Genomic DNA, 26382 nt, shown 5'->3' on the forward strand with positions numbered 1-26382 from the left:
TGAGAAAGAGTTGAGAGCTGAGCGCGCCTCTTGCCTGCTGAAGATGCCCGTCCGCAGCGTTCCCGAGTGCCCTCGACGACCCGGATGAACCGCTGTGGCGAGGATCGATGGAAATGTTGGCAACGTTCGTAACGATTCATTTGTGAACCCTTGGGAAACCTCTTATGATTTTCTCAGGTTGAAGGCGGGAGCCGGGGGCTCCCCTGGAAAGCATGGGGTTGATGGATGACTGCACGCAGAGCTCTTGAGGTGATCGACAGCACCCTCACCGCAGAAGCTCTCAACACCCCTAGGCGCGCTCAGGTTGAGGCTCCCGCGCCGCGGCGGGCCACATTTGAGCTTGACTACGAGACCACCTGCACCGCGCGGCGTCGCCTCGCCGAGGTGCCTACCGATGTCGAGACGATCGATTTCGAGCCCGCAGTCACCCCGGTCGCAGCCTCCGCGGCACCTGCCCGTGCCTTCCAGCTCCCCCCTGCGCAGACTGTCACCAAACGTCGTCCGCGTCGCAAATTCGCCCTCGGCGTCTCAATGGCCGCGATGATCGGCTCGGTGTCTGCTGGTGCCCTGATATCCCGTTCTGCTTCCTCTGACGTTTCTTCCCAGATGGTCCTTGAGGCCGAGCGTGATTCCAGCCAGATCTCCCGCTCCGCCGAGCGGGCCGCCTTGGCCGCCACTCTCGCAGCGTCTGGCGGGGCCGCCGCGCTGTCCGATACCGCGGCGGTCGGCAATCAGTCCTTCTCCGAAGCCGCAGGGATGCCCTCCCAGCAGCTTGCCATCGGCGAGGTTATCCCGGCGGCGAAGTCCTTCGATCCATCGGCCAATATCGCTCCCGGTCAGCTGACCCCGCAGACCGTTGAGCAGGCCATGGCAACCGCTAAATCGATGGTCGGCGACCAGGGCTACGGGAACATGTGCCTCGCGCTGGTGTCGAAGTTCTACGGTTACTCGACCGCGGGCACCGTTGGTGCCCAGCAGGCCGCCGAGGCGATCAAGGCTGCTGGCCAGATGCACACCGACATGAAGGACATCCCGGTCGGTGCCCTCATCTGGTACGACGGTACCCCGATCGGCAATCCCTACGGACACGTCGCCATGTATGCGGGCGACGGCATGGTCTATTCCAACGGCGCGCCGACCGGTGTGGGCCTCATCCCTCTGGAGGAGCCTGCCACTGGCTGGAAAGAGCCCATCATGGGCTGGTCCGCAGTGTGGCTCCCCGCCGCCACCAAGTGAACTGGCCGTTCGGCGGCTCGTTCGCTGAGGGTACCGATTGATCCGTATAGAGATCTTCAGCGGTACGGTGTGAGATCCCTTGATGCGACGAAGGCTTCTTCGTTCATACGCGTACACCACAGACGCTGGCGTTCGCAGCGCAGCTGGTAGATAAATGAATTAGGCCTAGGAGGCTGCCAGCACATCGTCTCGATCTTGGCCTGTTGCAGATCAACCGCCTCGTCAAGAGCCGGTTCGAGGTCGCTATCATGTGAAGCCAGGATGACGACGCCGTCTGAACGCCGAGCCTCACGAACAACCGTCAGTGCACACAGCACGTCGACCCCTTTTTCGCGTTTCTCGATGATGCTAGGCCTTCCGTCCTCGTCGTAGAGGGGGTTGAGGCATCACGATTCAGGCGGTAGCGCAAGGGGCGCAGGCTGACCTTCACCCGGGAATCCCGCTGCCAGTGGTTCCGCTGCGCAAGGTTCCGGGCGTTGTCGGCAGGATCGTATTCGCTGGAAGGGAGCCCGCGGTAGACAAGAACACGTTCAATGACTGTTTTGCTATACCCCGGTTTCTGAGCATCGTTTCGTGTCTTGATGAGCTGTTCTGCGAACTTGATCGGATCAATAAGCGTCTTGTGTAGTGGAGTCGGTCGCGCAAAGGTGTCGTGCCCCACCAGGTGGATGTTCTGGTAGTCGATGATGATCGTCGCACGCAACGGCGGCGGTGCCGAAACGGGCATTGTGCTCCTCAGTGAAAAACCCCACCAATCCCGGAGGACGGTGGGGAGCTATGACTGTGATGCTACGCGCACGGTGAGGTTCACACAAGCCAGCGACAAGATTTATCAAAGTTCACCCAGACCCCGTCGTCGATGATTGAGCTGCAGGAATGATCAATATGTTGTTCGCGCCCACTACGCCGAGGTACTCGAATCCGTCATCGCCGACGGTGAAGATGTCGTGCCTCACCGGGTCCGGGCGGGGCTGTGGCGACCGAGTGCCAGTCCTCAAGGAGACGGCTACTGGTTGCGGTGCATGACCGACGAGCACGACTCCGCATTGATGATGATGGTGTTCTCATCGCGCATTGCCAACACCACTACGGTGAATGAGTCGCTCGATGGTTGTGTCATCTCCTGGTAACGATGTGACCATTCTGCGGTTGGTTGCAGGCTCTCATCAGTCACGTTGATCTTGATGGGCGATGAGACAAAATGTCCTCGGACCCTTTTCGGTCCGAGGACATTTTACCTCATTGAGGCGGCGGAGGATACGAGATTCGAACTCGTGAGGGCGTGAACCCAACCCGCTTTCCAAGCGAGCGCCATAGGCCTCTAGGCGAATCCTCCGTAGATCAGCCTAGCGGGTCGATGGCCTCGGACGCCAACCGGTGATGAGAGCAACACGAAGTCCCCGGTGTGGGCGAGGGGTGCCTTCCATGAGTTTCTCGCGGAACCGGTGGGGTAGGCACCAATGGTGGGACTGCGGCTCACATGTGATTCTTGCCTCGCAAGGGCCGCGCCTCGCTTCTCTCCGTGAACGATGTGGGAGGCCGGGTAGGTTTGGAGTATGCGACTGCCAGAGGAACTCGTCGCAGGGCTCGGCTCGATCCGCATCGTGCCGGTTCACGGCGGCGACACCGCACGTGCTTATCGGCTCGACACCTCTAACGGGCCGGTCTTCCTCAAGACCCACCCACACCCGCAGCCACTGATGTTCGAACGGGAGGCGCGCGGTCTGCGGGCGTTGCGGCAAGCCGCACCCGCCAGCCTGCACATTCCCGAGGTATTGGCGGTCTCCCAACGTGGGATCCTCATGGAATGGATCGACGAGGGTCACCGCTGCCCTGGATCAGATGCCCGGCTGGGAGAAGGCCTGGCCGAACTGCACACCCGTCCAGCACAGGGTTTCGGTGGGCTCGACGGTGACAACATCGGTTTCCTGGGGTCCGTCGAGGTGAACATGGCCCCGGCCTCATCGTGGCCGGAATTCTTCTTGGAACGCCGCCTGCGTCCATTGATCAATCGCGCAGTCGCCGAGGCGGGGCTCCCGGTCGAAGCCCTGCGGCTGCTTGATGTCCTCGAACCCCGTCTGGGTGAATTGTGTGGCCCACCGGAACCACCGTCGCTGGTGCATGGCGACCTGTGGGCAGGGAACCGGCTGGTTGATGCGAGTGGCGAGAATTGGCTCGTCGATCCGGTGGCGTACCACGCGCACCGCGAATCCGATCTAGCGATGATGCAGTTATTCGGCGGTTTCGGGGATGCGACATTCGCCGCCTATCAACAGGTTCATCCGTTGGCCGACGGCTGGCAGCAGCGGGTGCCGTGGTACCAACTGGCACCGCTGCTGGTGCACGTCATCATTTTTGGCGGTGGCTATGTGGATGCCGTCATGTCCAGGTTGCGGGCACTTGGCTGAGGAGTGATGATCGCGCCCATCGCCATCACTCAGATAAAACGGCTAGTGCATACCTTCTGGGCTAGTGGGCAACACCGTCTCTGTCTGCATGGATGGATCGGGATGTGACCGCCGATCCATTGGCGACCTGCGCAGATAGGATAGTTTCACCACAATTGGGAGGTGTCTCGTGTCCCAGGAAATCCATGGTGAGGGTCGATGGATCGTCGGAACCGATGGCTCATCGCAGTCCTCGCAGGCCATTCGCTGGGCGGCCAAACACGCTTCGGAGCGCGTCGGGGAGACCCGGCTGCTGATCCTCCACGCCATTGCGCCGCTCAATCTCCAGGCCCACATTGGCGGGACGTCGATGATGCTCGACGGCGGGCTGGAATATATGCGGGTAGCCCGCGCTGAAGCCGAGCGATTCGTCGAACAGGCCGCCGATGCCATCCGCGCCGAATACCCAGATCTTGTCGTGGAGACCGCCGTCGTCGAGGGGCACCCGGCCCAGGTGCTCACAGAGGTCGCCGGGGTGGCTGATCAAATCGTCGTTGGTGCGCGTGGGAGAGGAACTCCTGCCCTGGCAAAGATGCTCGGCGGGGTTGCCTCACACGTGGTGTCGAATGCCAAGGGAACTGTCGTCGTCATCCCTGATCAGGCCGAGGAACGTCCTGACGCCCCCGTCGTCGTGGGTGTCGATGATTCCCCCCAGGGCAGCCTCGCCATCTCCCGGGCCTTTCAGGCCGCATCTCTGCGACGAGTGCCGCTCATCGCGCTTGCCGCTTGGGATTTCAGTCCCTACGACGTCGCATCCAGTGAGGTGTGGCATCTTGACGCCGAGGAGATGGACCGCGCAATGGCCGTCGAGGCTGCCGAGCTCATTGCCGACGAACGCAACGCTCATCCCGGGGTCCCGGTCACCGTCAAGGCGGTGCGGGGGCGTCCCGAGGCCGCTTTGGTGGAAGCCTCAAAACAGGCTTCGTTGCTGGTCGTCGGCTCGAAGGGAAGGGGAGGGTTCGCATCCTTGCTACTTGGTTCCACATCCCGCCATGTGCTGCGCGAGGCCTTCTGTCCGGTGGTCATCACCCGGGCCTCGGCAGGGTGGAAGGATCGCTCCGGTCGCGAGTGATCCCCGGTCTGGTGCCAATACCTGAATCTCAGGGCCAATACTCGAACCTCAGGAGTGTGTGGCTTCAAACCAGCCGATCATCAGTTCCCGGCTGTACCGGGCATCCTGCTCCCGGTCGGCCTCCTCGACGTCGTGAGTCTCCAGCTCCAAGATGTAGCTGCCAGTGCCCTTCATGAGCCGGTACTCACCGGCCACGTCGGGATATGGCCCAGAGATCACGTCGTTAGCTTCGGGCCGCAGCAGCTGCCGCGATGGGCAGGGCGGTCTCCAGTACATCGAAGGCCTCCTCGTCCATGGCGTCGTTGACGAACCACGCCTCGAAACATGACGGGGCCATCCACACCCCTTCGTCGAGCAAGGTGTGGAAGAAACGGGAGAACCGGGCGGTGTCCTGGGTCTTCGCCGAGTCATAGTCTGTGACCGGCCGGTCGGTGAAGAACACCGAGAACAGGTTGCCCCAGGCATTCATCGTGTGCGGTACCCCGGCCTCGTCCAGCGCGCGGATGACCATCTGTTGCAGCCTCGACGACAACTCGTCGAGATGGGGGTGCACCCCGGTGGAAAGTTCTAGCGTTGCCAGTCCCGCCGCCGCGGCGACCGGGTTGCCGCTCAACGTGCCTGCCTGGTAGACCGGACCGGCCGGTGCTAGCTGGTCCATGATCTCGGCTCGCCCCGCCAGGGCAGACAGCGGGAAACCGCCGCCCACCACCTTGCCGAAGGTGAATAGATCGGGCGCCCAGCCCTCCTTTGGGCCGACCAGACCCCAGTAACCGGCTGACGACAAGCGGAAACCAGTGAGCACCTCGTCGAGCACGAATAGTGCTCCGTTGTCATGACAGAGTTTGGCGCACCCGGCATTGAATCCTTGTGGGGGGACGATCACGCCCATATTTGCCGGCACCGGTTCGGTGATCACTGCGGCGATCGCATCGCCCCGCTCGGCGAAAAGGGCATCCAGGAGATCAAGACGCCCATAAGGCAGCACGACGGTGCCTGCGGCGGTGCCCCGGGTGACACCGGGTGAGTCAGGCAAACCGAGAGTCGCCACGCCGGACCCCGCGGAGGCCAGCAGCGAATCCGAGTGTCCGTGGTAGCACCCAGCGAATTTCACCACCACCTCGCGCCCGGTTACCCCGCGCGCCAGACGGATCGCGGTCATCACCGCTTCGGTTCCTGAGGAAGTGAAGCGCACCCGCTCGACTGGATCGACCATGGAGATGATCCGTTCGGCCAGTTCCAGCTCCGGCACGCACGGGGCACCGAAAGAGGAAGACTTCGCGACGGTGGCATTGATCGCATCCACCACCTGCGGGTGGGTATGGCCCAGGATCATCGGCCCCCAGGAACCGACCAGGTCGACGTAGCGTCGCCCTTCGACGTCGGTGATCCAGGTGCCGTGAGCCTCGGCGGCGAACTGTGGGGTGCCTCCCACAGAGCCGAAGGCCCGGACTGGGGAGGATACCCCGCCGGGCATGGCTGCGCGGGCCCTGGCGAACAATTCTTTGCTGGTGCTCATGTCTTCCTCGATCATCTGGTCAGCGTGGGCAGTGCTTGTCATCGTGACGGTTGGAGTGCCGGACGGGACGTTCGCTCAGCCATTTGGCCACCTCGACGGCCCAGTAGGTGACGATGATGGAGGCCCCGGCCCGGCGCACGCCGGTGAGTGCCTCCAAGATGGCGGCCCTGCGGCTGATCCACCCATTGGCGGCTGCGGCCTCGATCATCGAGTATTCGCCGGACACCACATAGGCGCTGACCGGGACATCGGCCATGTCCGATACCTCGCGAACGATGTCCAGATAGGCGAGAGCGGGTTTGACCATGACAATGTCGGCCCCCTCCGCCAGATCAAGGCGGGTTTCGCGTAAGGCCTCGATGCGGTTGGGAGCATCCTGCTGATAGGTGCGACGGTCTCCGGCCAGGGAAGAATCGACGGCTTCGCGGAATGGACCGTAGAAGGCCGAAGCGTATTTGGCGGCATAGGCCAGCAGCATGGTGTCGGTGAGCCCAGCCTTGTCAAGAACGGCTCGACAAGCGGCGATCTGTCCGTCCATGGCCCCGGAGGTGCCGAGCATTGTCGCCCCGGCCCGGGCCAAGGTGAGAGCCATCTGCTGGTAACGGGCTAAGGTCGCGTCGTTGTCCACCCGGCCCGATTCGTCGAGTACCCCGCAGTGGCCGTGGTCAGTGAACTCGTCCAGGCACAGATCGGCGATGACCGGCAGATGTGTCACCTTCGTCAAGGCCCGTACCCCTCTGGCGAGAATGCCCTCGGGATCGGATGCCCCGGATCCGATGGCGTCCTTGCGCTGTGGGATGCCGAACAACATGATGGCCCCGATACCAGCATCCTCCGCCTCGCGCGCAGCGATGATCAAGGATTCGAGGGAGTGCTGGCGTACCCCGGGCATTGAGGAGATCTCCCGGGGCTCGTCGAGGCCTTCGACCACGAACATCGGCAGCACCAGATCGGCCGGGTGCAGGCGGGTCTCGGCGACGAGACGGCGCACCCCGGGTGTTTGGCGCATACGGCGCGGGCGGTGGGTGATGTTCATGAGCCCAACCCTAGTGCTCGGGTGGGGTGTCCGGCATCCGGGAGGCTGCTCGGGTCAAACCTGTGGATAACAACGGTTCTCCGAGCAGCGAGCCAGATCGGATGTGAAGGAGACAACCCAGGAAACAAGCTCATTGAGGAGTTCTTGATGCGTGGGCTGCTGTTCCGCGAGCGCGCATGGGGGACCAGTAGCGGCACTGGTTCCCCCCCATGCAGCGATGAGAAGGCTCAGTGCTCCTACTTATTCCACTCCCCAGCACCTGGATGCTGGCTCCTGAGATCGCTGTTCCTATTGGGGTCCTGCATTGAACCCACAACGTCGTTGATGCTGTGTCCCTTGCTAGGATCCCAGGAATCCGGGTCTTCAAGGGTGTAATGCGTACCCGGCGCATCATGAATAGACCCTGAAACGCCAGGAAGTTTCTCCTGGGCGAGTGTCAACGGATCATCGGGTGTCGAGTAGGTTCTGATGCTGTTATTGGCATTGGCCTGCACTTCTTCGGGGGTCTGTCCGGTCATTGCAGCAATCTGGTCGTAGGTGGAATCGGAGACGCCAGCGGCGTTCATCGTCACCGCGCTTCCGCCGGTTGCCATTGCAGCCTCCGCAGCGAGACGGCCGCCCAAGGAGTATCCGGTATAGACCGTGTCGTCGCCATGACCGCTTTGCTCCAGGGCGGTGGCCAGCCCGATGGCATTGGCGGTCTGCGGAGAAACTGTCATGGACCCCACTCCGTCCTCGTAGACATCTGCATCGGCACCGCCTATGGCTGTTTGCCCGGGGCCGTCACCGGTTGCTCCCATGACAACACTCACTTGAGGACGGTCAGCCGGAAGTGGATTGCCGTTCGAATCGACGAAATTCCCATCTTTGTCCTGTGCAACGTAGACTCCTGCGGCAAAGCCATTCTCATCCTGGAGCATGTCTGGAGTGATTCCCAAGCTCTTGAGTATCTCTCTGTCATGCTCATTGTTCGGATCGAGTTGATGATAGACACAACCTTCGGGAGCGCCAGGAATGGGCACATCTCCGGTGTTCGGCGGATCGAAGTGCTGATTCAGCAAAGCCATGCCGTAGTCCTCGGCGTGGGGTTCGTTGCCCTTCATCTGGTCGGCGCGTGAACCCTCGGCGGCAGGAGCACCCATGGGACCAGGGTCCTTCTCCCCGCGGAGCACGCATCCGGCCCGGTGCAGTGTTTCTCCGGCGCCTCTCACTTTGCCCATGGCTTGGGCGCCGGTCGACACCGTATCATTCATCAGGTCAACAAAATGTGTCAGGCAATCTGCAGCGAACTCGTAGGCCCACGCGATGGCTTGTGCTATAGCAGCTTTCTTCCCAGTTTCGAAACCCTCCTTAGCGCCCTCGACTGCCCCTTCAGCACCACCGGTGAATAGTCCCTTGGTGGCTCCCCAGACTCCGCCAGATTCCCAGCCCTCTTTCATGCCCTCGAATGATCCAGTTGCGCCGCCTACAATTGTTCCTCCGACTGTGGATCCTCCGATCATTACGGTCCCGGACCCCAAGCCGAGCATGACTTGACTGGCAATATGCTGAATCATTTCGTGGATGCCGTCGCGCAGAACCTTCCGGAGCGCGCCGACATTGTCGGCCACGACCATTTCCATCTTTCCGATGAGGTTTGGAAGTTTCGCGTATGCCTTGCACAGATTCTGGGTCGATTTGGCGATTTCCTTGAAGGCATCACTCGCTGGCCCGCTCCAGTTCTGTCCTGCGGCCTGAGTCGCGGCGTGGAAGGCAACAGCTTGAGCCATCCCTGCGTCCTGCCCGACCTTGCTGATCGCTTGGGCGCAACTCTTGATCCCTTCAGGATCACCAGCAAGTTTATCCAGAAGATCCTGGAAATCTGGTAGAACCTCTACGAAGAAGGAAACCAGTTCGGTGATCAAGCCGCCTGGGACCCAATCTTGGGCATTGAGAATCAAGCCAAGCTGGTCGATCAGGCTCGTATCGGACTCCGGAACATCCTTATAGGTGTTGTAGCCCTCCTCCAGAATGGAAGTGGCCTGATTGATCTGTTCGAGTGCTGCTACCATGACCACTCCCTATCAATTGTTGAGCGAATCGATGCGCTCGCGAATTTTCGAAGCGACATCCTTGTTATTTGTCTCGGTCGCCGTGTAGTCTGCCGCCGATGCCGCCAACTCATCACCGATCGAAAGAACCAATTTCCCGACCGATGACAAGAATTCCTGATGTGAATTAGTGGTGTAGGGCTCGGCGGTCTCCACCGAACCTTTCATGATCAGTCCAAAAGCCGTGGTGTCCGGTGGAACGAGAATAGTTGTTAAATCTTTGAGAGCTTCTCCCACCACAGTCATCTGTGTTGAGCCATTGGTGAGACCAGCTTCCATGAACGACAACATGTCAAAGGAAAGAGCGGACATGTCAAACCTCCCGGATGATGTTTGTAGGATCAATGCGGAGCGCGCCGAGCCCCTCGGTTATGGCCTCGGCGAGAACAGTGGCAAGTTCCATAGCAGACAATCGTTCAATGGCAGGGCGGAACTTCACCGAGGATAACCGGCCCGACCGGTCCACCGTCACTGTCAGATGCTCGGTCACCACCTGGTGTTCTCTTGCCGAGTTCACGGCCTCAATGGTTGCCCGAACTACTGCTTCACTTCGAGCTCGTGCCCATTCGTTGTAGCCCTGATCCGGAGCATCAGGATCCATGTATGGGCGCAGAACTGCGGAGCCCTCCTCTGCCATGCGCGCGACCGCTTCAGCCAGACCGGCAGGGGGTGTGTAAGGACCCATGTCGGCCATTGGTGGGATGGTCACCTGGCACATCTCAATCGGGAAGTCCGGATCATCCTCAGCAACATTGCGGGCGAGCCGAATGTTACGCATATGGCGACGCTCCACGCCGTCGGTAATGCCAAGAGAATCGGTGAGTGCTCCTTGGACCCTCATCACTGAAGTACTCATCTCGATCATCGATTTTGACGAGAAGCTCTCGGCGAACCCGATGGCCTGGATCTCCCCAGAAGCTGAAAGGCGCAATTGTGTCAAACCATCATTGGCTGTCACATTGCTGTTGACGATGGCAGCCTTCAACTGTTTCCCTCGGCGCCGCCATTCAGCCGCATGCCGTCGCGAGCGAGTATTCAACTCCTGCATCGGATCAGTCATATAACACTCCCATCTATTCTCGGATACAGCAACAGAACCAAGGCTAACCCCTCGCCAGGGTACGCGGCGGGGTATCCCTGGTCATTAACTGATGTTGAGTATTGACATGAGTTCTACGGACTAGCTGATCTTGAGTCTCTTCACTTAATACCTGGAGTCAAGAACTGTGGGTAGTCCTCTCATACGAGCGAGGATGTAGGAGCGGACTCAGTGAGTTCAGCCGGTGGCGCGGATGGTCTCGGCGACGTGGTCGGGGGCGGTGTGTGTGATTGTCACCGGCTGCCAGCCCAGATGCTCGGCTTCCGCGGTGGTGGATGGGCCGACGGCGAACACCTGGACTGTGCCTGCTGCCCAGTGCTCGGTTAGCGCGCGGACCGCGGAGGGGGAACGCAGCAGTACCCCGTCGACCTCGCCTGGGTCAGGCAGGGCGGGATCGGGGACCGGAACCATGGAGTAGACCGCCGCAGTGTGCACCTGCCAACCCCGCAATCCCAACCCCATCGCCAGGGTCGGTCTGGCCAGGGCGGACTGGGGTAGTAGGGCGACACCGGGAGGCAGATTATCGATTTCCTCCAGCAGATCGGCGGCGCTCACCCCGGAGCCTGTGTGGGTCACCTTCGCAGCTACCTGGGGTAGGGAGGCTGCTGTACGGGCACCCACCGTCCAGATCTCCAGACCGGCAGCGATACCCCTGGCCAAGTGAGCCTCCAGGTCGGGAACCAGATTGGCCCAGGCCTGCCAGGTGCGTGGTGAGGTGAGGAACAGAACCCCACCCCGGGACATCCGTACGGCTAGGCCGGTTGCATCACCGGTGTCGGCGGGCTGCACCATCTGCAGCAGCGGCACTGTTATCGAGTCGATCCCCACCGTGGCAAGCGCTTTTTCGTCGGTGGTGTTGCGATCGGGGCGAACCAGCAGGATCTTCATTGGCGTGCATCACCCAGCAGCGCGTCGCACACCATCGCCCCGAGAGCGGTGGCCTCGAATTGTGTTGTCACCACGCCTGTGCGGGAGATCCTGGCGTAGTTGATGCCACGGTGTTCGCTGATCTCGACGTGGAGTTGGAGGTGGATGTCGTCGATCCAGGTGGCGAGGGCTCCGATCGCGGTTGTGCAGGTGGCTTCCAACCCACCCAGCACCGAACGCTCGGCGACGGCGGCCAGCCGGGTGGGCAGGTCATCGATCACCGATAGTTGCCCGGCGAGTTCCTCGGTGCGGCATTCGACAGCCAATACCCCTTGTGCTGGGGCAGGAAGAATGAGTTCGGGCTCGATGAATGCGGTGATTCGCCCGGCGTATCCCAGCCTTTCGAGGCCGGCTGCAGCCAACACCGAGGCATCTACCTCCCCGGAATCCGCCTTGGCTAGGCGGGTGTCGACGTTGCCACGGATCGGGATGATTTGCAGATCGGGTCGCACCCGGTGGAGACCTTTTGCCCGCCGTGGGCTGGAGGTGCCTATCCGGGCTCCGGTGGGTAGTTCGTGGGGGCCCAGACCCGCGGGGCAGTAGATGGCGTCGCGCGGGTCGGCGCGAGGCGGGAAGGCGGCGATGGTCAGCCCGGGCACCGGTGCCGAGGGTAGGTCTTTGGCCGAGTGCACCGCTAGGTCGACCTCTCCGCTGAGCAGGGCGTCGCGCAGGGTGGCTACGAAAGCCCCTGGGCGTTTCGGGGCATCCAGTGGGATGGTGAGGTCGTCACCTTCGGATCGGATGGTGACGAGTTCTACTTCATACCCGGTGGCTGCTGTGATCATATCGGCAACCAGCCCCGATTGGGTGCGGGCCAGCAGTGATCCGCGGGTGCCGAGTCTCAGTGCGGTCATTGTCTCCCCTCCTCAGCGCTTGATGTCTAAACCAAAGGCCAGTTCGATGGCGCGGGTGAATTCCTCAATGCGGTCTTCGCGGGCTGCTTTCCCGGCCTGCGCGGTGGGGGTGTGCAGCCAGGCATTGGTGACTCGGTGCAGGGTGCGGCTCACAGTGTCGGCAGTGGCCGGGTCGGTGTGCGCAGCGATGTGCGCCATCTCGCGTTCCACCAGGTGATTCATCTGGTCACGCAGGGCGCGGATGGCGGGATCTGCTTCCCGGGTGCGCTCGTTGATCATGTGCTCTTTGACGGCCTCGGTAACCATGTGGTGGGCGGTGCGTTCCGCCTCCACCTGGCCTTCGGGGACGTGGGCGGCGATGTCGTCGAGGTCGATCAGTCGTGCCCCGTCGATTCCGGCGATGACCGGGTCCACGTCGCGGCCCAGGGCCAAGTCGACGATCACCAGCTCGTCGTTGCGTCGTTGGGTGACCCGGCGAACCAGCTCGGGGGTGATGGTGCGTACCCCGGTGCCCGAGCAGCACACGACCAGATTGCAGGAGTGCAGGGCGTCGTCCAGGTCTTCTGCCGAAACTTGTGTACCAGGATGACTACGGGTGAAGGCGATTGCTCGGCCGGAGACTGAATGAACGATGACCTTGGCTCCGCGTCGTTGCAGGTCGGCGGTGACCACCCCCGCGTAGGAGCCAGTGCCCAGGATGAGTACTTCGTGGTCCTTGACCGGACCGTGCCGGTGTTCGGCGAGGTCGATGCCGATGGATGCGACCGACCGTCCCAGGGATCGCAGGGTGGTGCCTGCCGAAATGCGCTTGGAGCAGCTGAGGGCTGCCTGGAAAAGCCGGTGCAGCATGGGGGAGGAGTGCGGGGTCCCGATGAGGGCCGCGCGCACCTGCCCGACGATTTCGTTTTCCCCGATGACCATCGAGTCCAGGCCGCAGGAGACCTCGAAGAGGTGAGTGACCGCGGTGCAGCCGGTGCGCACGTCGATGCGTCCGGCAAGTTCGGTGGCTTTCTGGGCGACGAGGATGTCGCGGATCTGCCGGACGCTGTGGTGGAGTTTGTCTACGTCGAGGTAGACCTCGCACCGGTTGCAGGTGGCGACGGTGATCAGCCCGTTGACTCCTTCGAGACCAGCGATTGCACCGGTTGCTGCGGACAGCTGTTGCGAGAACGCGGTGAGTTCGTCGGTGGTCGTCTGGTGGTGCGACACCCCTATTGCAAGCACGGGCACGTGACAACCCTAGCTGCTTGGTGTGGCAGCCCTGTCAACCGTGGGCGGCAGTTGTGGCGGGCGAGGATCAACTGCTGAGTATGTGCATGGCTCGGTGGTGTCCACGTGCCCGTTCCGGCATCACATCGATGTCGGAGCCTTCTTCCTCGGGCGTGGAAGGCCGGTGTTATCGGATGGGTTTGAGGGTTCCGTTGGCCAGCAGGTGGTGGTGGAGGGTGGTGATCATGTGGTCGGTGACGTCTTGGTAGTGGGGTGCTGTTTGGATGATGGTTCCTTCGTTGAAGGGGATTGTTTTGCCGATGGGTACGTCGGTGAGGTGAACGTTTTTGAAGTAGTTAATCCATCCGACTATGGGATAAAAATCGGGAGGGTCTTGGAGGTACAGCCAAGGACGGTTTTCCCATGTGACGGCGTCGGGGTTCCAGTGGGTGATCTGGCATTTCACGAGGTTGAAGGCCATGTCTGGGTCGTAGATCCCGGTGGTGTCCTCACGAGGATCACGAAACTCTAGATAGCAGGAGTTGAGTGGAAGAGTTTTGGGAAGATCATATGCCCCTGCTTGTAGTGCCATAGCTACATCAAGTTGTGGATTGTTCACCAGTATATCCGAAAATCCGAGTTCTTTTATGATGTATCGTTGGGGTTCTTCGATGGTGGCATCACTCCAGTGTCGTCCTGCTTCGAGGCGAGCGGTGAGTGAGGCCGCGTCAAGGTCGACAGGTTTGTCGAGGCGGTAGCGTTTTTTGCCCTGGGTGAACCAGTGAGACAGGGCAGGATTCAACCTACCGATATCGGCAATGAACCCAGCCCATTGCCGACCAACATCCGCAATGGACTGCGACCTACTACCCCAATACGCAAAACATCTGCTTTCTTCCATTATGACATGATCCTATGCCGACACATGAATAACCTCAATACCGGACACGTCATTGTCACGAAACAACTTGTTTGGTGTTTTTATCGGATGGGTTTGAGGGTTCCGTTGGTCAGCAGGTGGTGGTGGAGGGTGGTGATCATGTGGTCGGTGACGTCTTGGTAGTGGGGTGCTGTTTGGATGATGGTTCCCTCGTTGAACGGGATTGTTTTGCCGATGGGTACGTCGGTGAGGTGAACGTTTTTGAAGTAGTTGATCCACCCGACTACAGGACGAGACTCTAATGGCTCTTGGAGCAGTATCCATGGGTAACAGCGCCATGTGACGGCGTCGGGGTTCCAGTGGGTTATCTGGCATTTCACTAGATCCAGGGCCATGTCTGGGTCGTAGATTCCGGTGGTGTCTTCGCGGGGATCATTAAACTCTAGATAGCAGGAGTTGAGTGGAAGAGTTTTGGGTAGATCATATGCCCCTGCCTGGATTTTCATGGTCACATCAATGTCTGGGTTGTTAACCAACAAATCATGGTAACCGAGTTCTTCTATGATGTATCGTTGGGGTTCTTCGATGGTGGCATCAGTCCAGTGCCGTCCTGCTTCGAGGCGGGCGGTGAGTGAGGCTGCGTCAAGGTCAACGGGTTTGTCGAGGCAGTAGCGTTTTTTGCCCTGGGTGAACCAGTGAGACAGGGTAGGATTCAACCTACCGATATCGGCAATGAACCCAGCCCATTGCCGACCAACATCTGCAATGGGCTGCGGCCTGCTACCCCAATGCGCGATGCATTTGCTTTCTTCCATCATGCCATCATCCTATGCTGGCACGTGAACAACCTCAATACCAAACACGTCATTGTCGTGAAACAGCCTTCGAATGGCATCGACTGCCTCTGGTTCCGCTACCCGCCACTGAACAGGAGTAGTGCCTGCTGCTTTGAGCTGATTCTTGGCTTGAGTGAGCATGGCCTCGCCTCCGGTGTCGAGCCACCATTTTTGGAATCTTCCATTCTTGATGAAGTGTGCGTAGCCGGGGCCTTTCGCTTCGACGAGGAAACCGTTCTCGAAGCCATCAAACTTCACAGTGTTGACCACGTAGGCGGTATTAGGTGACGACCCGGTGACCTTTGCCTGATAAGCACGAGCCCGCGGTGACATGGCCTCATTGACATTACGCCACGCTCCCGGCCCAGTCTTCTTGGCGCCGGTGGTGATCGCCGCACGAGGTGGAGCAGGCCCGATCTGTTTCAACCCAGGACGCAACGCCTTATTGAACCGCTCCAACACGCTACGCAGAATCGACGCCCCAGCCTTACCCAACCCCCTGGTGGCAGCCATCAACCCTCACCCATAATCGTGGACGCCACCTTGTCGATTGCGGCATTGATCGCGAACCGGATCGCGAATTTCACCCCGATCGATAACGGGCCACCCGCCAATGAGGCAGCAGCAATCACCAACTGTGCCGCCACTGCCACCTTCATCGCCAACACGATCGTGGACGCCACATCAGCCACCTCGGCACCCGCCACCGCCCCGGCACCCATCGACGACAACACATCCAGTTCGCTGCCATCGTTGCGTAACGTATTCAACGCCACTTCAACCCACTCGCCCTGGTTGTTGTTGCGCACATGCCCTACCGCAGATTCCAGCTCGTCATGCTGGGCGTCGATCGTTGCCGACAACTGCCTAAACGCATCCCCCAGCTCCTTGAGCACATCCTCGTTGGTGGTGGGCCAATTGAACCCCAGATAATTGAGCGCCGTCGCAGCCTGCGATGGAAGCATGAACGCCACCTGAATCACCCCATTGCTTCCACGACACCGGTATTGTCGGCTTCGACCTGCTCCCACGCCACGGCAGTCTCTTCCATCGCCGCAGCAGACTCACCAAGCACCTCCACGACATCACCGCATCGTTCAGCGACAAACTGGGCGCCAAACGGGAACACCACCGAGATCGCCATATCGGCCACGGTCTGTGGCCCACCAGGACACAACCGGCCCGCATCGAAACCATCCATCACACCCTGCGCGCCCAACGCCTCGGCCACCTGCCGATACACCCCCGCAGCCCTGCGCCAGGTCTCAGGAGTCACCTCATAGTCACCCATCAGCCAACCCGCCCCCGCAACTCATCGACCAACTGGTCGAACGCACCCGACAACCGCTCCGAGAGCTCCTGCAACCCTCCAGAACCCATCGCCTCAGCCAGTTCCTGCTCGGTCTCCATCTGGCGGGCAAAGAACTTCATCAACCCATCATTGAATGCCTCCGCCAAACGGGCCTCCATCTCCTCCAGCTCGGCTTCCGGGAACCACAGATGATCCAACCGCACCCGGCTCACCCGGTAGTTGCGGATCGTCACCTCCACCAAACCACCGGCATCAACCCCAACCACAGGCTCCGGCACATCGACCAGCTCCCACTGCGGATTACTGGCATTCGCCGTCGCTACCTTCTGCGAGACCTCGATACCCTGGCGTACCAACTCCACAAACGATTCCGACATCACATGCCTTCCTGCACTGTGGCTTCACCTGCTCCCCAGACCATCATCCGCACACCAGCCCGGTCAACACCCAACAAAGCATTCACCTCTGTATCGACAGCAAACACCCTAGTCGCTGCGAAAGAAAACCCTCGGATCCACGACGTGGGGCCACACCGCGACGCCGGTACCACGACCAAGCATCCCTCCACATGCCTGCCGATCCTTCGTCAGCACCTCACCAAACCACTCAAACCTGCAACCAGTAGGGGATCAACGCCGTCGTGTGGCGCAGGAACATCATGGTGTGGCTATGCTTTCCCCGTCGGCCCTGAGGCCGGACCGGTCAAAGTGGCCGGGTGGAGCAACGCGCGAAGCCGGTGAGATCCCGGCGCTGTCCCGCAACGGTAATGCCTGCGGACGCAGGATGAGCCCGGTCGACCGTGCTCCACAACCTACGACAAGCCCTCGGAAGAAGGGCCGCTAGGAGGCAACCGCCATGCGACTGGTCGGCATCGGAGTCGGTCCCGGAGACCCAGAACTCATCACCGTCAAGGCACTCAACGTTCTCAGGACCTGCGACGTGATCCTGGTTCCGGCTACCGAGGCCAGCGGTGACGGGGCCGGGCGAGCCGAGAAGATCATCGTTGCTGCCTGCCCGGAGGTAGGAACCAGGATCACCCGCGTCCCCTTCTCAATGGCCGACCTCAGCGGGGTGACCAAGCGTCGCTCCGAAGCCTGGGAGACCTCCGCGAAGGCAGCCGTCGAGGCATTCGAAGCCGGGGCTACCCAGGTCGGGTTCGCAACCATCGGCGACCCTTCGGTCTACTCCACCTTCTCCTACCTGGCCGCAGGGGTGCGCGAACACATCGCAGGCCTAGAGGTCGAGGTAGTGCCCGGCATCATGGCGATGCAGGCCCTCGCAGCGGCCTGTCTCACCCCACTGGTGGAAGGCGACGAAACTCTGGCCCTGGTTCCGTTAAAGAAGGGCACCGAACAGCTCACCGCGATCTCCGAGGTCGTCGACACCTGCGTGGTCTACAAGGCAGGACGCCATGTCAGGAAGCTCGCCGAACTAGTCGGCGACGATCCTGCGGTGGCCGGTTCCAATATTGGGCTGCCGAACCAGGTGATCACCCCGCTATCCGAGGTCGACGAGGCCCCGTACTTCACCTCCGTTATCTGGCCGCCCAAGCGGGGCGGCACCGGCGAACGCATCTGAGGAAGGCGTCAATGAGCAGCGAGTCGATGAACAACGAACCGGAATATCGCGTCGTCAAGAACACCGAGGTGCCTGAGGGCGCCGGAAAGGTGGTCTTCGTCGGTGCGGGCCCCGGCGCCCCCGACCTAATCACCGTGCGCGGTGCCCGCGTGATTGCCGAGGCAGACATCATCATCTGGGCGTCCTCCCTGGTCAGTCCGGAGATCGTGGCTGATCACAAGGAAACTGCCGAGCTGATCGATTCAGCGACGGCCTCCTTGGAAGACATCACCCCCGCCTATGAGCGGGCTCGCGACGAGGGACTGCTCGTCGCACGAGTGCACACGGGAGACCCGGCCATCTACGGTGCCACCGCCGAACAGCGACAGATCCTCGACAAGCTGGGTGTCGCCCATGAGTCGATTCCCGGAGTTTCGGCCTTCTCCGCCGCCGCCGCCCGATCCAACGTGGAGATCACCCTCCCCGAGGTTGCTCAATCACTAATCCTCACCCGCCTGGAAGGTGGCCGCACCCCGATGCCCGCCAAGGAGACCGTCCGCGAATTCGCTGCCCACGGCACGACCATGGCCCTCTACCTTTCGGCTGCCCGCAACAAGGTGCTCCAGGAGGAGTTGCTCGCCGGTGGCTACGCCCCCGACACCCCGGTGATCATCGGCCACCAAGTGTCTTGGCCCGACGAGGTGATGCTGCGCTGCCAGCTCAAGGATCTGTCTCAGGTGATGAAGGAACACAAATTCTGGAAGCACACCGTCATCCTGGTGGGTCCGGCCCTGGCCGAGAAACCGATGGTGAAGCGTTCACATCTCTACCACCCCGGCTTTCGGCACGAATACCGGGAGGCCGAACCACAGGCCGCCGCCGAACTGGCCGAGAAAGGAGCTCAAGCATGATCAAGGTTTTCGGGTTCATAGGTGAGATCACCCCTGGGATGCAGGCCGCAGCTGACGCCGCCAACCTAGTCGTCGGCGGTCGCCGCCACCTGGACGCCCTAGGCGTGCCCGAGGCCAAACGGGTGGTACTGGGCCGCATCGCCCCGGCGATCGAGGCTATCCAGGCGCTCGGTCCGGAACGAAACGCCGTTGTCATCGCCTCGGGCGACCCCTTGTTCTACGGGGTAGTGCGCCGGTTGCGTGCCGCGGGCTTGACGGTGCGGGTCATCCCCGCGGTCACATCCCTGCAACTCGCCTTCGCGGCCGTCGCCCTGCCGTGGGACGACGCGCTGCTGTGTTCTGCTCATGGCAACGATTCAGCCCCCGCGCTGGAGGCCGTCCGCCACCACCCGAAGGTGGGCCTGCTCACCGACGGCAAGGTCGGGTTACCGCAGATTGTCGAGGCCAGCGCCGGGCTAGGGCGCTGGTACGTACTCGCTGAGCACCTAGGCACCGACGACGAGCGCATCCGGGTGCTCGACGAGACCGCCGCCCGCCAGGTCGGCGACATCACCCAACCCAATGTGGTGCTGGTGCTCGCCCACCACCCGGATGACCCCGCGGCACTCGGCGAACAACACGCCATCTCAGGTGCCCGCAATCCCGATGGTTCTCTCACCGACCAGCGCTGAGCAGGAGAAATAATGACCAAGCCCAAGATCACCCAGGTGGCCGCCACCGTCGCAGCTATCGCCCGCGCCGAGGAGATCGACAAGGCCCTCGGAGGCACGACGATCCTCACCGGCTCGGCCGCCGACGGCCTACGGGAGGCCTGGGGCTCCGCAGACCTGATCATCTCCCACATCGCTTTGGGCGCGACCACCCGGCTCATCGCGGAGTACCTGGAGAATAAAAAGACCGATCCGGGCGTTGTCGTCGTCGATGAGGCGGGGCGCTTCGTCATCCCACTGGTCGGCGGCCACGTGGGCGGGGCCAACGAGTTAGCCCGCACCATCGCCGAAAAGATCGGGGCGACCGCGGTAGTCACCACCGCCACCGATGCCCAGGACATTCCGGGCCTAGACACCCTGGGCTGGAACACCACCGGCGATCTGGCAGGGGTTACCCGCGCCATGCTTGATGGCGAATCCGTGGAACTGGTTCGCGCCGAACCATGGCCGATGCCCGCCTTGCCGAACAATGTCTGGGAACCGGGAGTGGAACGCGTCGAGCGTCGCGGCACTCACGTCAAGGTATTGCCGCCCGCCCCGCCGGCCGTCGCCCGGATTCTCGTCTCCGATGCAGCCAACCCTGCCGCCGACGACCTGCCGACCGTCATGGTCCACCCGAAATCTCTCGTGGTGGGCATGGGCTGCAACCGCGATACCCCGGTGGAATCGTTGCGCTCCCTGCTCACCGACACATTCGCCGCAAACAATCTATCGCTCTCCTCGATCAAGCTGCTGACCAGTGTCGATGCCAAGGCCGACGAGCAAGGGCTGATCGAGCTGGCCGGTGAACTCGGGGTTGAATTCCGCACCATCGACGCGAAGACGCTGGCAGCGATCGAGGCCCCCAACCCCTCTCAGCACGCCGCCGATGCCGTGGGCACCCCCTCGGTGTCCGAAGCCTCCGTGCTGGCTGCGGGTGCCAAATTGATCGTCGAGAAGACCAAGACCCCCGAAGCCACCATCGCGGTTGGGCGGATCGCTCCGGTCGGGCATCTGGCCATCGTCGGGCTAGGCCCGGGTGCCGAAGATCTGTTGACCCCGCGCGCCGCCAACGTGCTTCGCACATCCCAGGTGGTCATCGGCTACCGCCCCTATGTCGCCCAGATCAGGCACCTGCTTCGTCCTGGCACCGAGATCGTCGCATCTGGGATGGGGTCCGAGGAAGAACGCTCCTTGCTGGGCATCAAGAAAGCGCGGGAAGGCCGCAACGTCGCCATCGTGTGCTCCGGCGACCCGGCGATCTACGCCATGGCCTCGCCGACCTACGAACTGGGCACCGAGGGTATCGAGGTGGAGGTCGTTCCAGGGGTCACCGCCGAGCTGGCGGCCTCCTCAATCCTGGGAGCCCCGCTTGGCCATGACCATGCCACCATCTCGTTGTCCGATCTGCACACATCCTGGGAGGACATCGAGCGCCGACTCCAGGCCGTCGCCGAGGGCGACTTGGTGGTGGCCTTGTACAACCCGCGTTCCCGTAAACGCGTCATGCATCTGCCGCGTGCCTTGGAGATCATCGGCGCGCACCGTCCGCCGACCTGCCCGGTGGCCGTGGTGCAGGATGCCACCCGCCCGGGCCAGAATTTCCGCATCTCCACCATCGCCGACTTCGACGTCGACTGGGTGGACATGCATTCGATCGTCCTTATCGGCTCCTCGTCGACGCGGATGATCGCCACCGGCACCGACGACGAGGTCATGGTGACCCCGCGTGACTACACATGGTTGGAGAACAAATGAGTGCTCTTGTGATTGCTGGCCACGGCACCCGTATCGGGCGTGGACAAGAGGCCTGCAAGGCCCTGATCGACCGCGTACGGGGGATGCTCGCCCCTGAGGGGGTGGAGGTCCACGATGGCTACGTGGAGCTGACCGATCCGCCGATTGACGATGCCGTAGCCGAGGCCATTGTGTCGGACTCGGACAAGCATGTCGTCGTGGTGCCGCTGATGATCGGCACCGGCGGCCACGTGCGGGAGGACATCCCCGAGGCCTATACCGCCGGGGCCAGGCGCGGAGGTGGATCGGTTTCCTACGCACCGCACCTGGGCCCGGATCCGCGGTTGCGGGCCGCCGCACGTGAACGTATCGCCGAGGCGATGGGCGAGTGGACCTCCGAGGAGACCACCGTCATCTTCCTAGGCCGGGGCACCTCGCTGACCGAGGCGAATGCCGACCACGTGCGCCTGGGCCGGGTGCTGCGTGAGGAGGGCGGCTATGCGGAGGTCGTCAACGGATTCATCCAGGTCGCATCCCCGGATCTCACCACCGCCTTGAACCAAGCCCACGGGCAGGGCGCGCGGCGTATCGTCGTCATGCCCCACTACCTATTCCCCGGACGGCTGGAGGACTGGGCCCACGAACAAACCGAGGCTTGGGCACGAAACCATCCGGATGCCGAGGTGCGCGTGGCCCGCGTCATCGGCGACTGTGATGCCCTGGCCGAGATCGTTGTCGACCGCTACCGCGATGCCGTGCAGGCCCGCCAGGGGCAAACTGCCGAAACCCCGGTCTACCTGTCCGGGCTGGTGTTGCGGGATCGCAAGGTCGTTATCGCCGGTGGTGGGCGTGTGGCAGCCCGTCGCGTCGGCAAGCTGGTGGCCGCAGGTGCCAATGTCGAGGTCGTCGCTCCCGAGCTCGGGGAGCGGATGGCCGGTTTCGTGGCCGACGGATTGGTTACCCATATTGCCGGTCAGATCGCCGAGGCGCACCTTGATGGCGCCTGGTATGTGCTGGCTTGCACCGATTCCCCCGAGGTGAATGCGCAGGTGGTCGAGTGGGCCACCGCGGAGCGGATCTTCTGCGTGCGTTCCGACGACGGTGCCTCGGGTACTGCATGGACCCCAGCCACCGGCGTGGCCGATGGGATGGTCGTCGGCGTCGTGGGCAGCGGAGACCCACATGTGAGTGCCGCCTCACGCACGGTGGCAGTGGCCGCCGTCGCCGCAAGCCGACGATGATGAATGTGACCCGGTGGCCAGCTGCACCCGGCTGGCCACCGGGTCTTTTCATATGCGGATGCGGCCAGATCGCCGCCCATGCGTGTTCTTTCCCGGCCCGGAGGGTCTCAGCCCGCGCGCCCCACAATATTTCCTGCCCGGTCGATGACGACGATGTCGGTTGCCACTGGGGCTCCAGCCAACACCGCGAGGGCCTCTTGGCGGGCCTTCTCGGCGATCATGGTCGCGAGATCGAATCCGAGCTCCTTCGCCTTCTTATAGGCGCCCAAGGCAGTTTGGGAAGCAGGAATGACTTCCACCACCTCGTCGGAGGCACCGTTGTCGCGCGCTAGAGTGGCCAGGAAGTCCAAGTCGACCCGGGAACGCGCCGAGTGCAGATCGAGATGCCCGTCGGCCAGCTTCGCCAGCTTTCCTATACCCCCACAGATGGTCAGCCTGGGCAGCGGTACCTTCTTCAGATAGGTCAGCACAGCACCGACGAAATCCCCCATATCCAGCAGGGACGTTTCCGGCAGCCCATACAACGAACGGACGACCTTCTCCGAGGTCGAGCCGGTGCATCCGGCTACGTGGTCGTGCCCCAGCGCCTTCGCGACGTCCACACCGCGACGGATCGAGTCGATCCATGCCGCACACGAATAGGGGACCACCACCCCGGTGGTGCCCAATACCGAGATTCCGCCGATGATCCCCAGCCGTGGATTCATCGTCTTGCGGGCCAGTTCCTCGCCATGGTCGACGCCCACCTCGACCACCACATCCGGGTCTGGGTCGCCATCGGTGAGCCCCGCAGCTGCCCGCAGATTCCTGGTGATGTAGCCACGCGGCATCGGATTGATGGCCGGCTGCCCGATTTCCAACGGCAACCCCGGCAGGGTGACCGTCCCCACCCCATGACCGGCGCGGAAAACGATTCCCGACTCGGCCGACCCCCGGTACACCCGGGTGCGGATGATCGCCCCGTGAGTCACATCCGGATCATCACCAGCGTCCTTGGTGACGCACACCTCCGCAAACCCAGCCTCATCCAACCGGTATTTGGTCAGCGCGAAAGCGGGTGACCGGTGCTGCGGCAGATCGACTGTCACCGGATCGGGAAATTCGCCGGTCAACAAGGCTGCATAGGCTGCACGGGCACCCGCAGCGGCACAGGCTCCCGTCGTCCAGCCGGGCCGAAGTTTCGAGGATTCCAACTGGCCGCGGCGCCCACCCGCCTGGGAACCACCCCCGGGTTCCACCCCGAGCTGAGCGGGTCCATTGGGTTCGGCAGGAACCAATACCCCCGAAGCGGAGGCCTCGGAAGTCGTCCGGTGGTCCACCGGGGTCCCTGCCGGATCGCTCACTTGCGGATCTCGTTGGTGCGCTCGTCGGTGGAGGAGATCGCGTTGATCGCCGCCGAGGTGATCGCCGAACCTCCGCGACGGCCGCTTACCACCAAGTATTCCAAGCCGTAGGGATTGTCAACCAGGGCTTGTTTCGACTCGGCAGCCCCAACGAAACCAACCGGAATGCCCACCACACCAGCGGGCTTCACGCCAGTGTCGCGGACGATTTCTAGCAGCCGGAACAAGGCGGTGGGGGCATTGCCGATTGCGACGACGGCACCTTCCAGGCGCGGTGCCCACAGATCCACCGCCGCAGCGGTCTTGGTGGTGTTGTGCTGTTTGGCGATCTCGGCCAGTCGCTCGTCGCCGAGCAGGCAGACCACCTCATTTTGTTTGGGCAGCCGGGAACGGATGACACCCGAGGCAACCATCCGGGAATCGCAGAAGATCGGGGCGCCGTTCCACAGGGCATCGCGGCACGTTTTCACGACTCCGGGGGTGAACTTGATGAGTTCGGGAAGTTTCGTATCGGCGGCGGCGTGGATCATCCGGGTGACGACTCGCATCACATCGTCGGGGAATTCCGACAAGTCGGATTCCTCGCGGATGATCCGGAACGACTCCTCGTAGATTTTCCCGGCGTCGACGAGGTACTCGTATTCCACGGTCACTGCGGCCTCTCTTTCAGGTTGCTGAATGGGGTCTAGAATGTCACAAGCACGCGGATTGAGGAAGCCGGGAAACTCCGGCACGGTCGCGCCACTGTGGACGTGTCACCGCCCCGAGGGACGGCGGCACGGGAGTCAGAGACTCACCGGGTGCAGTTGATTGATTGGGACGCGCCATCTCAAGGAGAGATCATGGGCCGACGTGGGCGATGCTCGCCGACGGCTCCATCGTATCCTCAACCCACCGCTTCCGGTTTCGTCGCTGCCCACGCGGTGATCGGTCGCGCCGGTGACCAGCTGAGGAAGCGTCCGATGGTGTCCACCGAATCGATCATGATCCGGTTCAGTGTCCCGCCATGCGAGCGGTACTGGGCCGCCAGCAGTGCCTCGGTTTCCAAGGTAACCCCGTGCGCCACGATTCGTCCGCCGGGTTTCAGCGCTTCCCAGCAACCTTTCAGCACCCCGTCGGTCACTCCGCCGCCGATGAATACCGCATCCGGGGACGGCAACCCCAGCAAGGTTTCGGCTGCCTCCCCGTCCACGACGGTGACCAGCCCGGGCGCCAACCGTTCGATGTTGCGACGGGCCCGGTCGGCGCGTACCTGCTTGCGTTCCAGGCCGATTGCTGTCGCTCGTTCAGCCGCCCGGCACCACTCAATCGCCATGGCCCCCGAACCCGTGCCGACGTCCCACAACAGCTGGCCGGGCTGCGGGCGCAGGAAGGCGAAGGCCGAAGCCCGCACATGGCGTTTGGTGATCAGCCCGTCGTGCTCGAAAGCCTCGTCGGGAAGGCCGGGAACCGCACCGAGTGCGGTGACCTCTTCGGCTGTCAGGTCGGGATACTGCGTGTCGCTCACAACTGGCAGGGTACCCGGCAGCGGCTCTACGATCCCCATCCGAAGGCATCACTCGACAGCGGTCGAACGACATCAGGAGAAACGATGAGCACCACGAACCAAGGCCATGTCACCCTCGTCGGTGGCGGTCCCGGCGATCCGGACCTACTGACCGTGGCAGGCCTGCGTGCCATCCGCACCGCAGAGGTGATTCTCTACGACCACCTGGCCCCGGTCGCCGCATTGGAGGAGGCTCCCGAGGGTGCTGAGTTGATTGACGTCGGCAAGATTCCGCGGGGCGAACAGACCTCTCAGGAAAAGATCAATGAGATGCTCATCGCCTATGCTCGCGCAGGGCGCAACGTCGTGCGGTTCAAGGGCGGTGACAACTACCTCTTTGGTCGCGGCGGCGAAGAGGCTCTAGCCTGCATGGCCGCAGGCGTCGAGGTGACTGTCATCCCTGGTGTGACATCGGCATTCGCGGCTCCTTCCCTGGCTGGTATCCCGGTCACCCATCGCGGTGTCATCCAGGGAGTGAGTGTCGTCTCCGGGCACCTTCCTCCGGACCACCCCAAGTCACGCACCAACTGGGAGGCCGTCGCAGTCTCCAACACCACCATCGTCGTGTTGATGGGGGTGGAATACCTCACCGAGATCGTCGCCACCCTCACCGGGGCTGGTCTCGATCCCGCGACTCCGGCGGCCATCATTGTCGACGCGGCCTCGCCGCGGATGAAGGTGTGGCGGGCACCCGTCGGGCAGATCGCCGAACTCGCCGTCTCCGAAGGGATACAGCCCCCGGCGATCACGGTCATCGGAGCGGTCACTGCCCTGGAACTGCCCACCTCGCCGTGAGTGCCTTCATCTTGCGTATCCCGCACCCTGGTGATCGTTCCGGGGTGCG

At 62.3% G+C, this 26382-nt stretch carries 29 protein-coding genes, 1 tRNA gene and 1 riboswitch; of the genes, 10 read left to right on the forward strand and 20 right to left on the reverse strand.

The window, feature by feature from the left end:
- Positions 1–225 precede the first annotated feature (225 nt).
- Positions 226–1236: a CHAP domain-containing protein gene (locus HMPREF1531_RS05780; protein ID WP_016668991.1), complete on the forward strand. Its 1011-nt coding sequence runs from the start codon at positions 226–228 to the stop codon at positions 1234–1236.
- A 301-nt stretch (positions 1237–1537) separates the two neighbouring features.
- On the opposite strand, the gene HMPREF1531_RS12860 is transcribed toward HMPREF1531_RS05780, so the two are convergent.
- The gene (locus tag HMPREF1531_RS12860; RefSeq protein WP_016668993.1) at positions 1538–1963 is read right to left on the reverse strand and encodes a hypothetical protein; all 426 of its coding nucleotides are present in this window, start codon (positions 1961–1963) and stop codon (positions 1538–1540) included.
- Positions 1964–2099: 136 nt separating this feature from the next.
- On the opposite strand from HMPREF1531_RS12860, the gene HMPREF1531_RS13625 reads away from it, so the two are divergent.
- Positions 2100–2366 carry a hypothetical protein gene (locus tag HMPREF1531_RS13625; RefSeq protein ID WP_156860190.1) on the forward strand — a complete coding sequence of 89 codons (267 nt, stop codon included), beginning with the start codon at positions 2100–2102 and terminating at the stop codon, positions 2364–2366.
- A gap of 121 nt (positions 2367–2487) precedes the next feature.
- Here HMPREF1531_RS13625 and HMPREF1531_RS05790 read toward each other — a convergent pair.
- A tRNA-Ser gene (locus HMPREF1531_RS05790) sits at positions 2488–2572 on the reverse strand.
- 220 nt (positions 2573–2792) lie between these two features.
- On the opposite strand from HMPREF1531_RS05790, the gene HMPREF1531_RS05795 reads away from it, so the two are divergent.
- Both HMPREF1531_RS05795 and HMPREF1531_RS05800 read left to right on the forward strand, forming a co-directional pair.
- Positions 2793–3644, forward strand: a complete 852-nt coding sequence (locus HMPREF1531_RS05795; RefSeq protein ID WP_016668994.1) for a fructosamine kinase family protein — start codon at positions 2793–2795, stop codon at positions 3642–3644.
- A gap of 169 nt (positions 3645–3813) precedes the next feature.
- Complete coding sequence (locus HMPREF1531_RS05800) at positions 3814–4755, forward strand: universal stress protein (protein WP_016668995.1); 942 nt, start codon at positions 3814–3816, stop codon at positions 4753–4755.
- A gap of 48 nt (positions 4756–4803) precedes the next feature.
- Here the strand turns inward: HMPREF1531_RS05800 and HMPREF1531_RS13630 are convergent, their stop codons facing one another.
- The 15 genes from HMPREF1531_RS13630 to HMPREF1531_RS05870 all read right to left on the reverse strand — a co-directional run bounded on the left by HMPREF1531_RS13630 (position 4804) and on the right by HMPREF1531_RS05870 (position 16891).
- Positions 4804–4974, reverse strand: a complete 171-nt coding sequence (locus tag HMPREF1531_RS13630) for a hypothetical protein (protein ID WP_198010998.1) — start codon at positions 4972–4974, stop codon at positions 4804–4806.
- 4 nt (positions 4975–4978) lie between these two features.
- Entirely contained in the window at positions 4979–6271 is a 1293-nt protein-coding gene (hemL, locus tag HMPREF1531_RS05805) for a glutamate-1-semialdehyde 2,1-aminomutase (protein WP_016668997.1), read from the reverse strand.
- Positions 6272–6290: 19 nt separating this feature from the next.
- On the reverse strand, positions 6291–7307 hold the full coding sequence (hemB, locus tag HMPREF1531_RS05810; RefSeq protein ID WP_016668998.1) for a porphobilinogen synthase: 1017 nt from the start codon (positions 7305–7307) through the stop codon (positions 6291–6293).
- Positions 7308–7543: 236 nt separating this feature from the next.
- Positions 7544–9358: a hypothetical protein gene (locus tag HMPREF1531_RS05815; RefSeq protein ID WP_016668999.1), complete on the reverse strand. Its 1815-nt coding sequence runs from the start codon at positions 9356–9358 to the stop codon at positions 7544–7546.
- 12 nt (positions 9359–9370) lie between these two features.
- Complete coding sequence (locus HMPREF1531_RS05820) at positions 9371–9709, reverse strand: hypothetical protein (RefSeq protein ID WP_016669000.1); 339 nt, start codon at positions 9707–9709, stop codon at positions 9371–9373.
- Position 9710: 1 nt separating this feature from the next.
- Positions 9711–10457 carry a hypothetical protein gene (locus tag HMPREF1531_RS05825; protein WP_016669001.1) on the reverse strand — a complete coding sequence of 249 codons (747 nt, stop codon included), beginning with the start codon at positions 10455–10457 and terminating at the stop codon, positions 9711–9713.
- Positions 10458–10673: 216 nt separating this feature from the next.
- Positions 10674–11384 (reverse strand): uroporphyrinogen-III synthase, encoded by a 711-nt coding sequence (locus tag HMPREF1531_RS05830; protein WP_016669002.1) that lies wholly within the window; start codon positions 11382–11384, stop codon positions 10674–10676.
- Positions 11381–12277 (reverse strand): hydroxymethylbilane synthase, encoded by an 897-nt coding sequence (hemC, locus tag HMPREF1531_RS05835; protein WP_016669003.1) that lies wholly within the window; start codon positions 12275–12277, stop codon positions 11381–11383. Before hemC ends, HMPREF1531_RS05830 begins: the two co-directional genes overlap by 4 nt.
- Positions 12278–12289: 12 nt before the next feature.
- On the reverse strand, positions 12290–13507 hold the full coding sequence (locus tag HMPREF1531_RS05840; protein WP_016669004.1) for a glutamyl-tRNA reductase: 1218 nt from the start codon (positions 13505–13507) through the stop codon (positions 12290–12292).
- Between the two features lie 166 nt (positions 13508–13673).
- Positions 13674–14387, reverse strand: a complete 714-nt coding sequence (locus HMPREF1531_RS05845) for an Imm52 family immunity protein (RefSeq protein WP_016669005.1) — start codon at positions 14385–14387, stop codon at positions 13674–13676.
- A gap of 80 nt (positions 14388–14467) precedes the next feature.
- Positions 14468–15184, reverse strand: coding sequence for a hypothetical protein (locus tag HMPREF1531_RS05850; RefSeq protein ID WP_016669006.1), 717 nt, complete (start codon positions 15182–15184; stop codon positions 14468–14470).
- A gap of 9 nt (positions 15185–15193) precedes the next feature.
- Positions 15194–15715, reverse strand: coding sequence for a Tox-REase-5 domain-containing protein (locus HMPREF1531_RS05855; RefSeq protein ID WP_016669007.1), 522 nt, complete (start codon positions 15713–15715; stop codon positions 15194–15196).
- Positions 15715–16167, reverse strand: coding sequence for a WXG100-like domain-containing protein (locus HMPREF1531_RS05860; protein WP_016669008.1), 453 nt, complete (start codon positions 16165–16167; stop codon positions 15715–15717). The genes HMPREF1531_RS05855 and HMPREF1531_RS05860 overlap by 1 nt, the downstream gene beginning before the upstream one ends.
- A gap of 14 nt (positions 16168–16181) precedes the next feature.
- Positions 16182–16493 (reverse strand): hypothetical protein, encoded by a 312-nt coding sequence (locus tag HMPREF1531_RS05865; RefSeq protein ID WP_016669009.1) that lies wholly within the window; start codon positions 16491–16493, stop codon positions 16182–16184.
- Positions 16493–16891 (reverse strand): YbaB/EbfC family nucleoid-associated protein, encoded by a 399-nt coding sequence (locus HMPREF1531_RS05870; protein WP_016669010.1) that lies wholly within the window; start codon positions 16889–16891, stop codon positions 16493–16495. Before HMPREF1531_RS05870 ends, HMPREF1531_RS05865 begins: the two co-directional genes overlap by 1 nt.
- A gap of 305 nt (positions 16892–17196) precedes the next feature.
- A riboswitch (cobalamin riboswitch) is annotated at positions 17197–17330 on the forward strand.
- A gap of 39 nt (positions 17331–17369) precedes the next feature.
- Here HMPREF1531_RS05870 and cobI point away from each other — a divergent pair.
- The 5 genes from cobI to HMPREF1531_RS05895 are packed head-to-tail and all read left to right on the forward strand — an operon-like array spanning position 17370 to position 22649.
- The gene (gene cobI, locus HMPREF1531_RS05875) at positions 17370–18092 is read left to right on the forward strand and encodes a precorrin-2 C(20)-methyltransferase (protein ID WP_016669011.1); all 723 of its coding nucleotides are present in this window, start codon (positions 17370–17372) and stop codon (positions 18090–18092) included.
- An 11-nt stretch (positions 18093–18103) separates the two neighbouring features.
- Positions 18104–18982 (forward strand): precorrin-4 C(11)-methyltransferase, encoded by an 879-nt coding sequence (gene cobM, locus HMPREF1531_RS05880; protein ID WP_016669012.1) that lies wholly within the window; start codon positions 18104–18106, stop codon positions 18980–18982.
- Positions 18979–19653 (forward strand): precorrin-6y C5,15-methyltransferase (decarboxylating) subunit CbiE, encoded by a 675-nt coding sequence (cbiE, locus tag HMPREF1531_RS05885; protein WP_016669013.1) that lies wholly within the window; start codon positions 18979–18981, stop codon positions 19651–19653. The genes cobM and cbiE overlap by 4 nt, the downstream gene beginning before the upstream one ends.
- Before the next feature lie 12 nt (positions 19654–19665).
- Entirely contained in the window at positions 19666–21429 is a 1764-nt protein-coding gene (gene cobJ, locus HMPREF1531_RS05890) for a precorrin-3B C(17)-methyltransferase (RefSeq protein ID WP_016669014.1), read from the forward strand.
- Positions 21426–22649 (forward strand): CbiX/SirB N-terminal domain-containing protein, encoded by a 1224-nt coding sequence (locus tag HMPREF1531_RS05895; RefSeq protein WP_016669015.1) that lies wholly within the window; start codon positions 21426–21428, stop codon positions 22647–22649. The genes cobJ and HMPREF1531_RS05895 overlap by 4 nt, the downstream gene beginning before the upstream one ends.
- Positions 22650–22756: 107 nt before the next feature.
- Here HMPREF1531_RS05895 and HMPREF1531_RS05900 read toward each other — a convergent pair whose 3' ends face one another.
- The 3 genes from HMPREF1531_RS05900 to cbiT all read right to left on the reverse strand — a co-directional run bounded on the left by HMPREF1531_RS05900 (position 22757) and on the right by cbiT (position 25538).
- Positions 22757–23992 (reverse strand): cobalt-precorrin-5B (C(1))-methyltransferase, encoded by a 1236-nt coding sequence (locus tag HMPREF1531_RS05900; protein ID WP_016669016.1) that lies wholly within the window; start codon positions 23990–23992, stop codon positions 22757–22759.
- The gene (locus HMPREF1531_RS05905; protein ID WP_036898501.1) at positions 23989–24639 is read right to left on the reverse strand and encodes a precorrin-8X methylmutase; all 651 of its coding nucleotides are present in this window, start codon (positions 24637–24639) and stop codon (positions 23989–23991) included. The genes HMPREF1531_RS05900 and HMPREF1531_RS05905 overlap by 4 nt, the downstream gene beginning before the upstream one ends.
- Before the next feature lie 239 nt (positions 24640–24878).
- Positions 24879–25538 (reverse strand): precorrin-6Y C5,15-methyltransferase (decarboxylating) subunit CbiT, encoded by a 660-nt coding sequence (cbiT, locus tag HMPREF1531_RS05910; RefSeq protein WP_016669018.1) that lies wholly within the window; start codon positions 25536–25538, stop codon positions 24879–24881.
- A gap of 45 nt (positions 25539–25583) precedes the next feature.
- On the opposite strand from cbiT, the gene cobA reads away from it, so the two are divergent.
- On the forward strand, positions 25584–26333 hold the full coding sequence (gene cobA, locus HMPREF1531_RS05915) for a uroporphyrinogen-III C-methyltransferase (protein WP_016669019.1): 750 nt from the start codon (positions 25584–25586) through the stop codon (positions 26331–26333).
- The last annotated feature ends 49 nt before the right edge of the window (positions 26334–26382 follow it).

This window comes from Propionibacterium sp. oral taxon 192 str. F0372 (genome assembly GCF_000413315.1).
Classification (GTDB): Bacteria; Actinomycetota; Actinomycetes; order Propionibacteriales; family Propionibacteriaceae; genus Brooklawnia.

Coding starts and splice junctions, on each gene's coding strand:
- HMPREF1531_RS05780 (WP_016668991.1), top strand. CDS start 226: ATGACTGCACGCAGAGCTCTTGAGGTGATCGACAGCACCCTCACCGCA.
- HMPREF1531_RS12860 (WP_016668993.1), bottom strand. CDS start 1,963: ATGCCCGTTTCGGCACCGCCGCCGTTGCGTGCGACGATCATCATCGAC.
- HMPREF1531_RS05795 (WP_016668994.1), top strand. CDS start 2,793: ATGCGACTGCCAGAGGAACTCGTCGCAGGGCTCGGCTCGATCCGCATC.
- hemL (WP_016668997.1), bottom strand. CDS start 6,271: ATGAGCACCAGCAAAGAATTGTTCGCCAGGGCCCGCGCAGCCATGCCC.
- hemB (WP_016668998.1), bottom strand. CDS start 7,307: ATGAACATCACCCACCGCCCGCGCCGTATGCGCCAAACACCCGGGGTG.
- HMPREF1531_RS05815 (WP_016668999.1), bottom strand. CDS start 9,358: ATGGTAGCAGCACTCGAACAGATCAATCAGGCCACTTCCATTCTGGAG.
- HMPREF1531_RS05820 (WP_016669000.1), bottom strand. CDS start 9,709: ATGTCCGCTCTTTCCTTTGACATGTTGTCGTTCATGGAAGCTGGTCTC.
- HMPREF1531_RS05825 (WP_016669001.1), bottom strand. CDS start 10,457: ATGACTGATCCGATGCAGGAGTTGAATACTCGCTCGCGACGGCATGCG.
- HMPREF1531_RS05830 (WP_016669002.1), bottom strand. CDS start 11,384: ATGAAGATCCTGCTGGTTCGCCCCGATCGCAACACCACCGACGAAAAA.
- hemC (WP_016669003.1), bottom strand. CDS start 12,277: ATGACCGCACTGAGACTCGGCACCCGCGGATCACTGCTGGCCCGCACC.
- HMPREF1531_RS05845 (WP_016669005.1), bottom strand. CDS start 14,387: ATGGAAGAAAGCAGATGTTTTGCGTATTGGGGTAGTAGGTCGCAGTCC.
- HMPREF1531_RS05850 (WP_016669006.1), bottom strand. CDS start 15,184: ATGATGGAAGAAAGCAAATGCATCGCGCATTGGGGTAGCAGGCCGCAG.
- HMPREF1531_RS05855 (WP_016669007.1), bottom strand. CDS start 15,715: ATGGCTGCCACCAGGGGGTTGGGTAAGGCTGGGGCGTCGATTCTGCGT.
- HMPREF1531_RS05860 (WP_016669008.1), bottom strand. CDS start 16,167: ATGCTTCCATCGCAGGCTGCGACGGCGCTCAATTATCTGGGGTTCAAT.
- HMPREF1531_RS05865 (WP_016669009.1), bottom strand. CDS start 16,493: ATGGGTGACTATGAGGTGACTCCTGAGACCTGGCGCAGGGCTGCGGGG.
- HMPREF1531_RS05870 (WP_016669010.1), bottom strand. CDS start 16,891: ATGTCGGAATCGTTTGTGGAGTTGGTACGCCAGGGTATCGAGGTCTCG.
- cobI (WP_016669011.1), top strand. CDS start 17,370: ATGCGACTGGTCGGCATCGGAGTCGGTCCCGGAGACCCAGAACTCATC.
- cobM (WP_016669012.1), top strand. CDS start 18,104: ATGAGCAGCGAGTCGATGAACAACGAACCGGAATATCGCGTCGTCAAG.
- cbiE (WP_016669013.1), top strand. CDS start 18,979: ATGATCAAGGTTTTCGGGTTCATAGGTGAGATCACCCCTGGGATGCAG.
- cobJ (WP_016669014.1), top strand. CDS start 19,666: ATGACCAAGCCCAAGATCACCCAGGTGGCCGCCACCGTCGCAGCTATC.
- HMPREF1531_RS05895 (WP_016669015.1), top strand. CDS start 21,426: ATGAGTGCTCTTGTGATTGCTGGCCACGGCACCCGTATCGGGCGTGGA.
- cbiT (WP_016669018.1), bottom strand. CDS start 25,538: ATGGGGATCGTAGAGCCGCTGCCGGGTACCCTGCCAGTTGTGAGCGAC.
- cobA (WP_016669019.1), top strand. CDS start 25,584: ATGAGCACCACGAACCAAGGCCATGTCACCCTCGTCGGTGGCGGTCCC.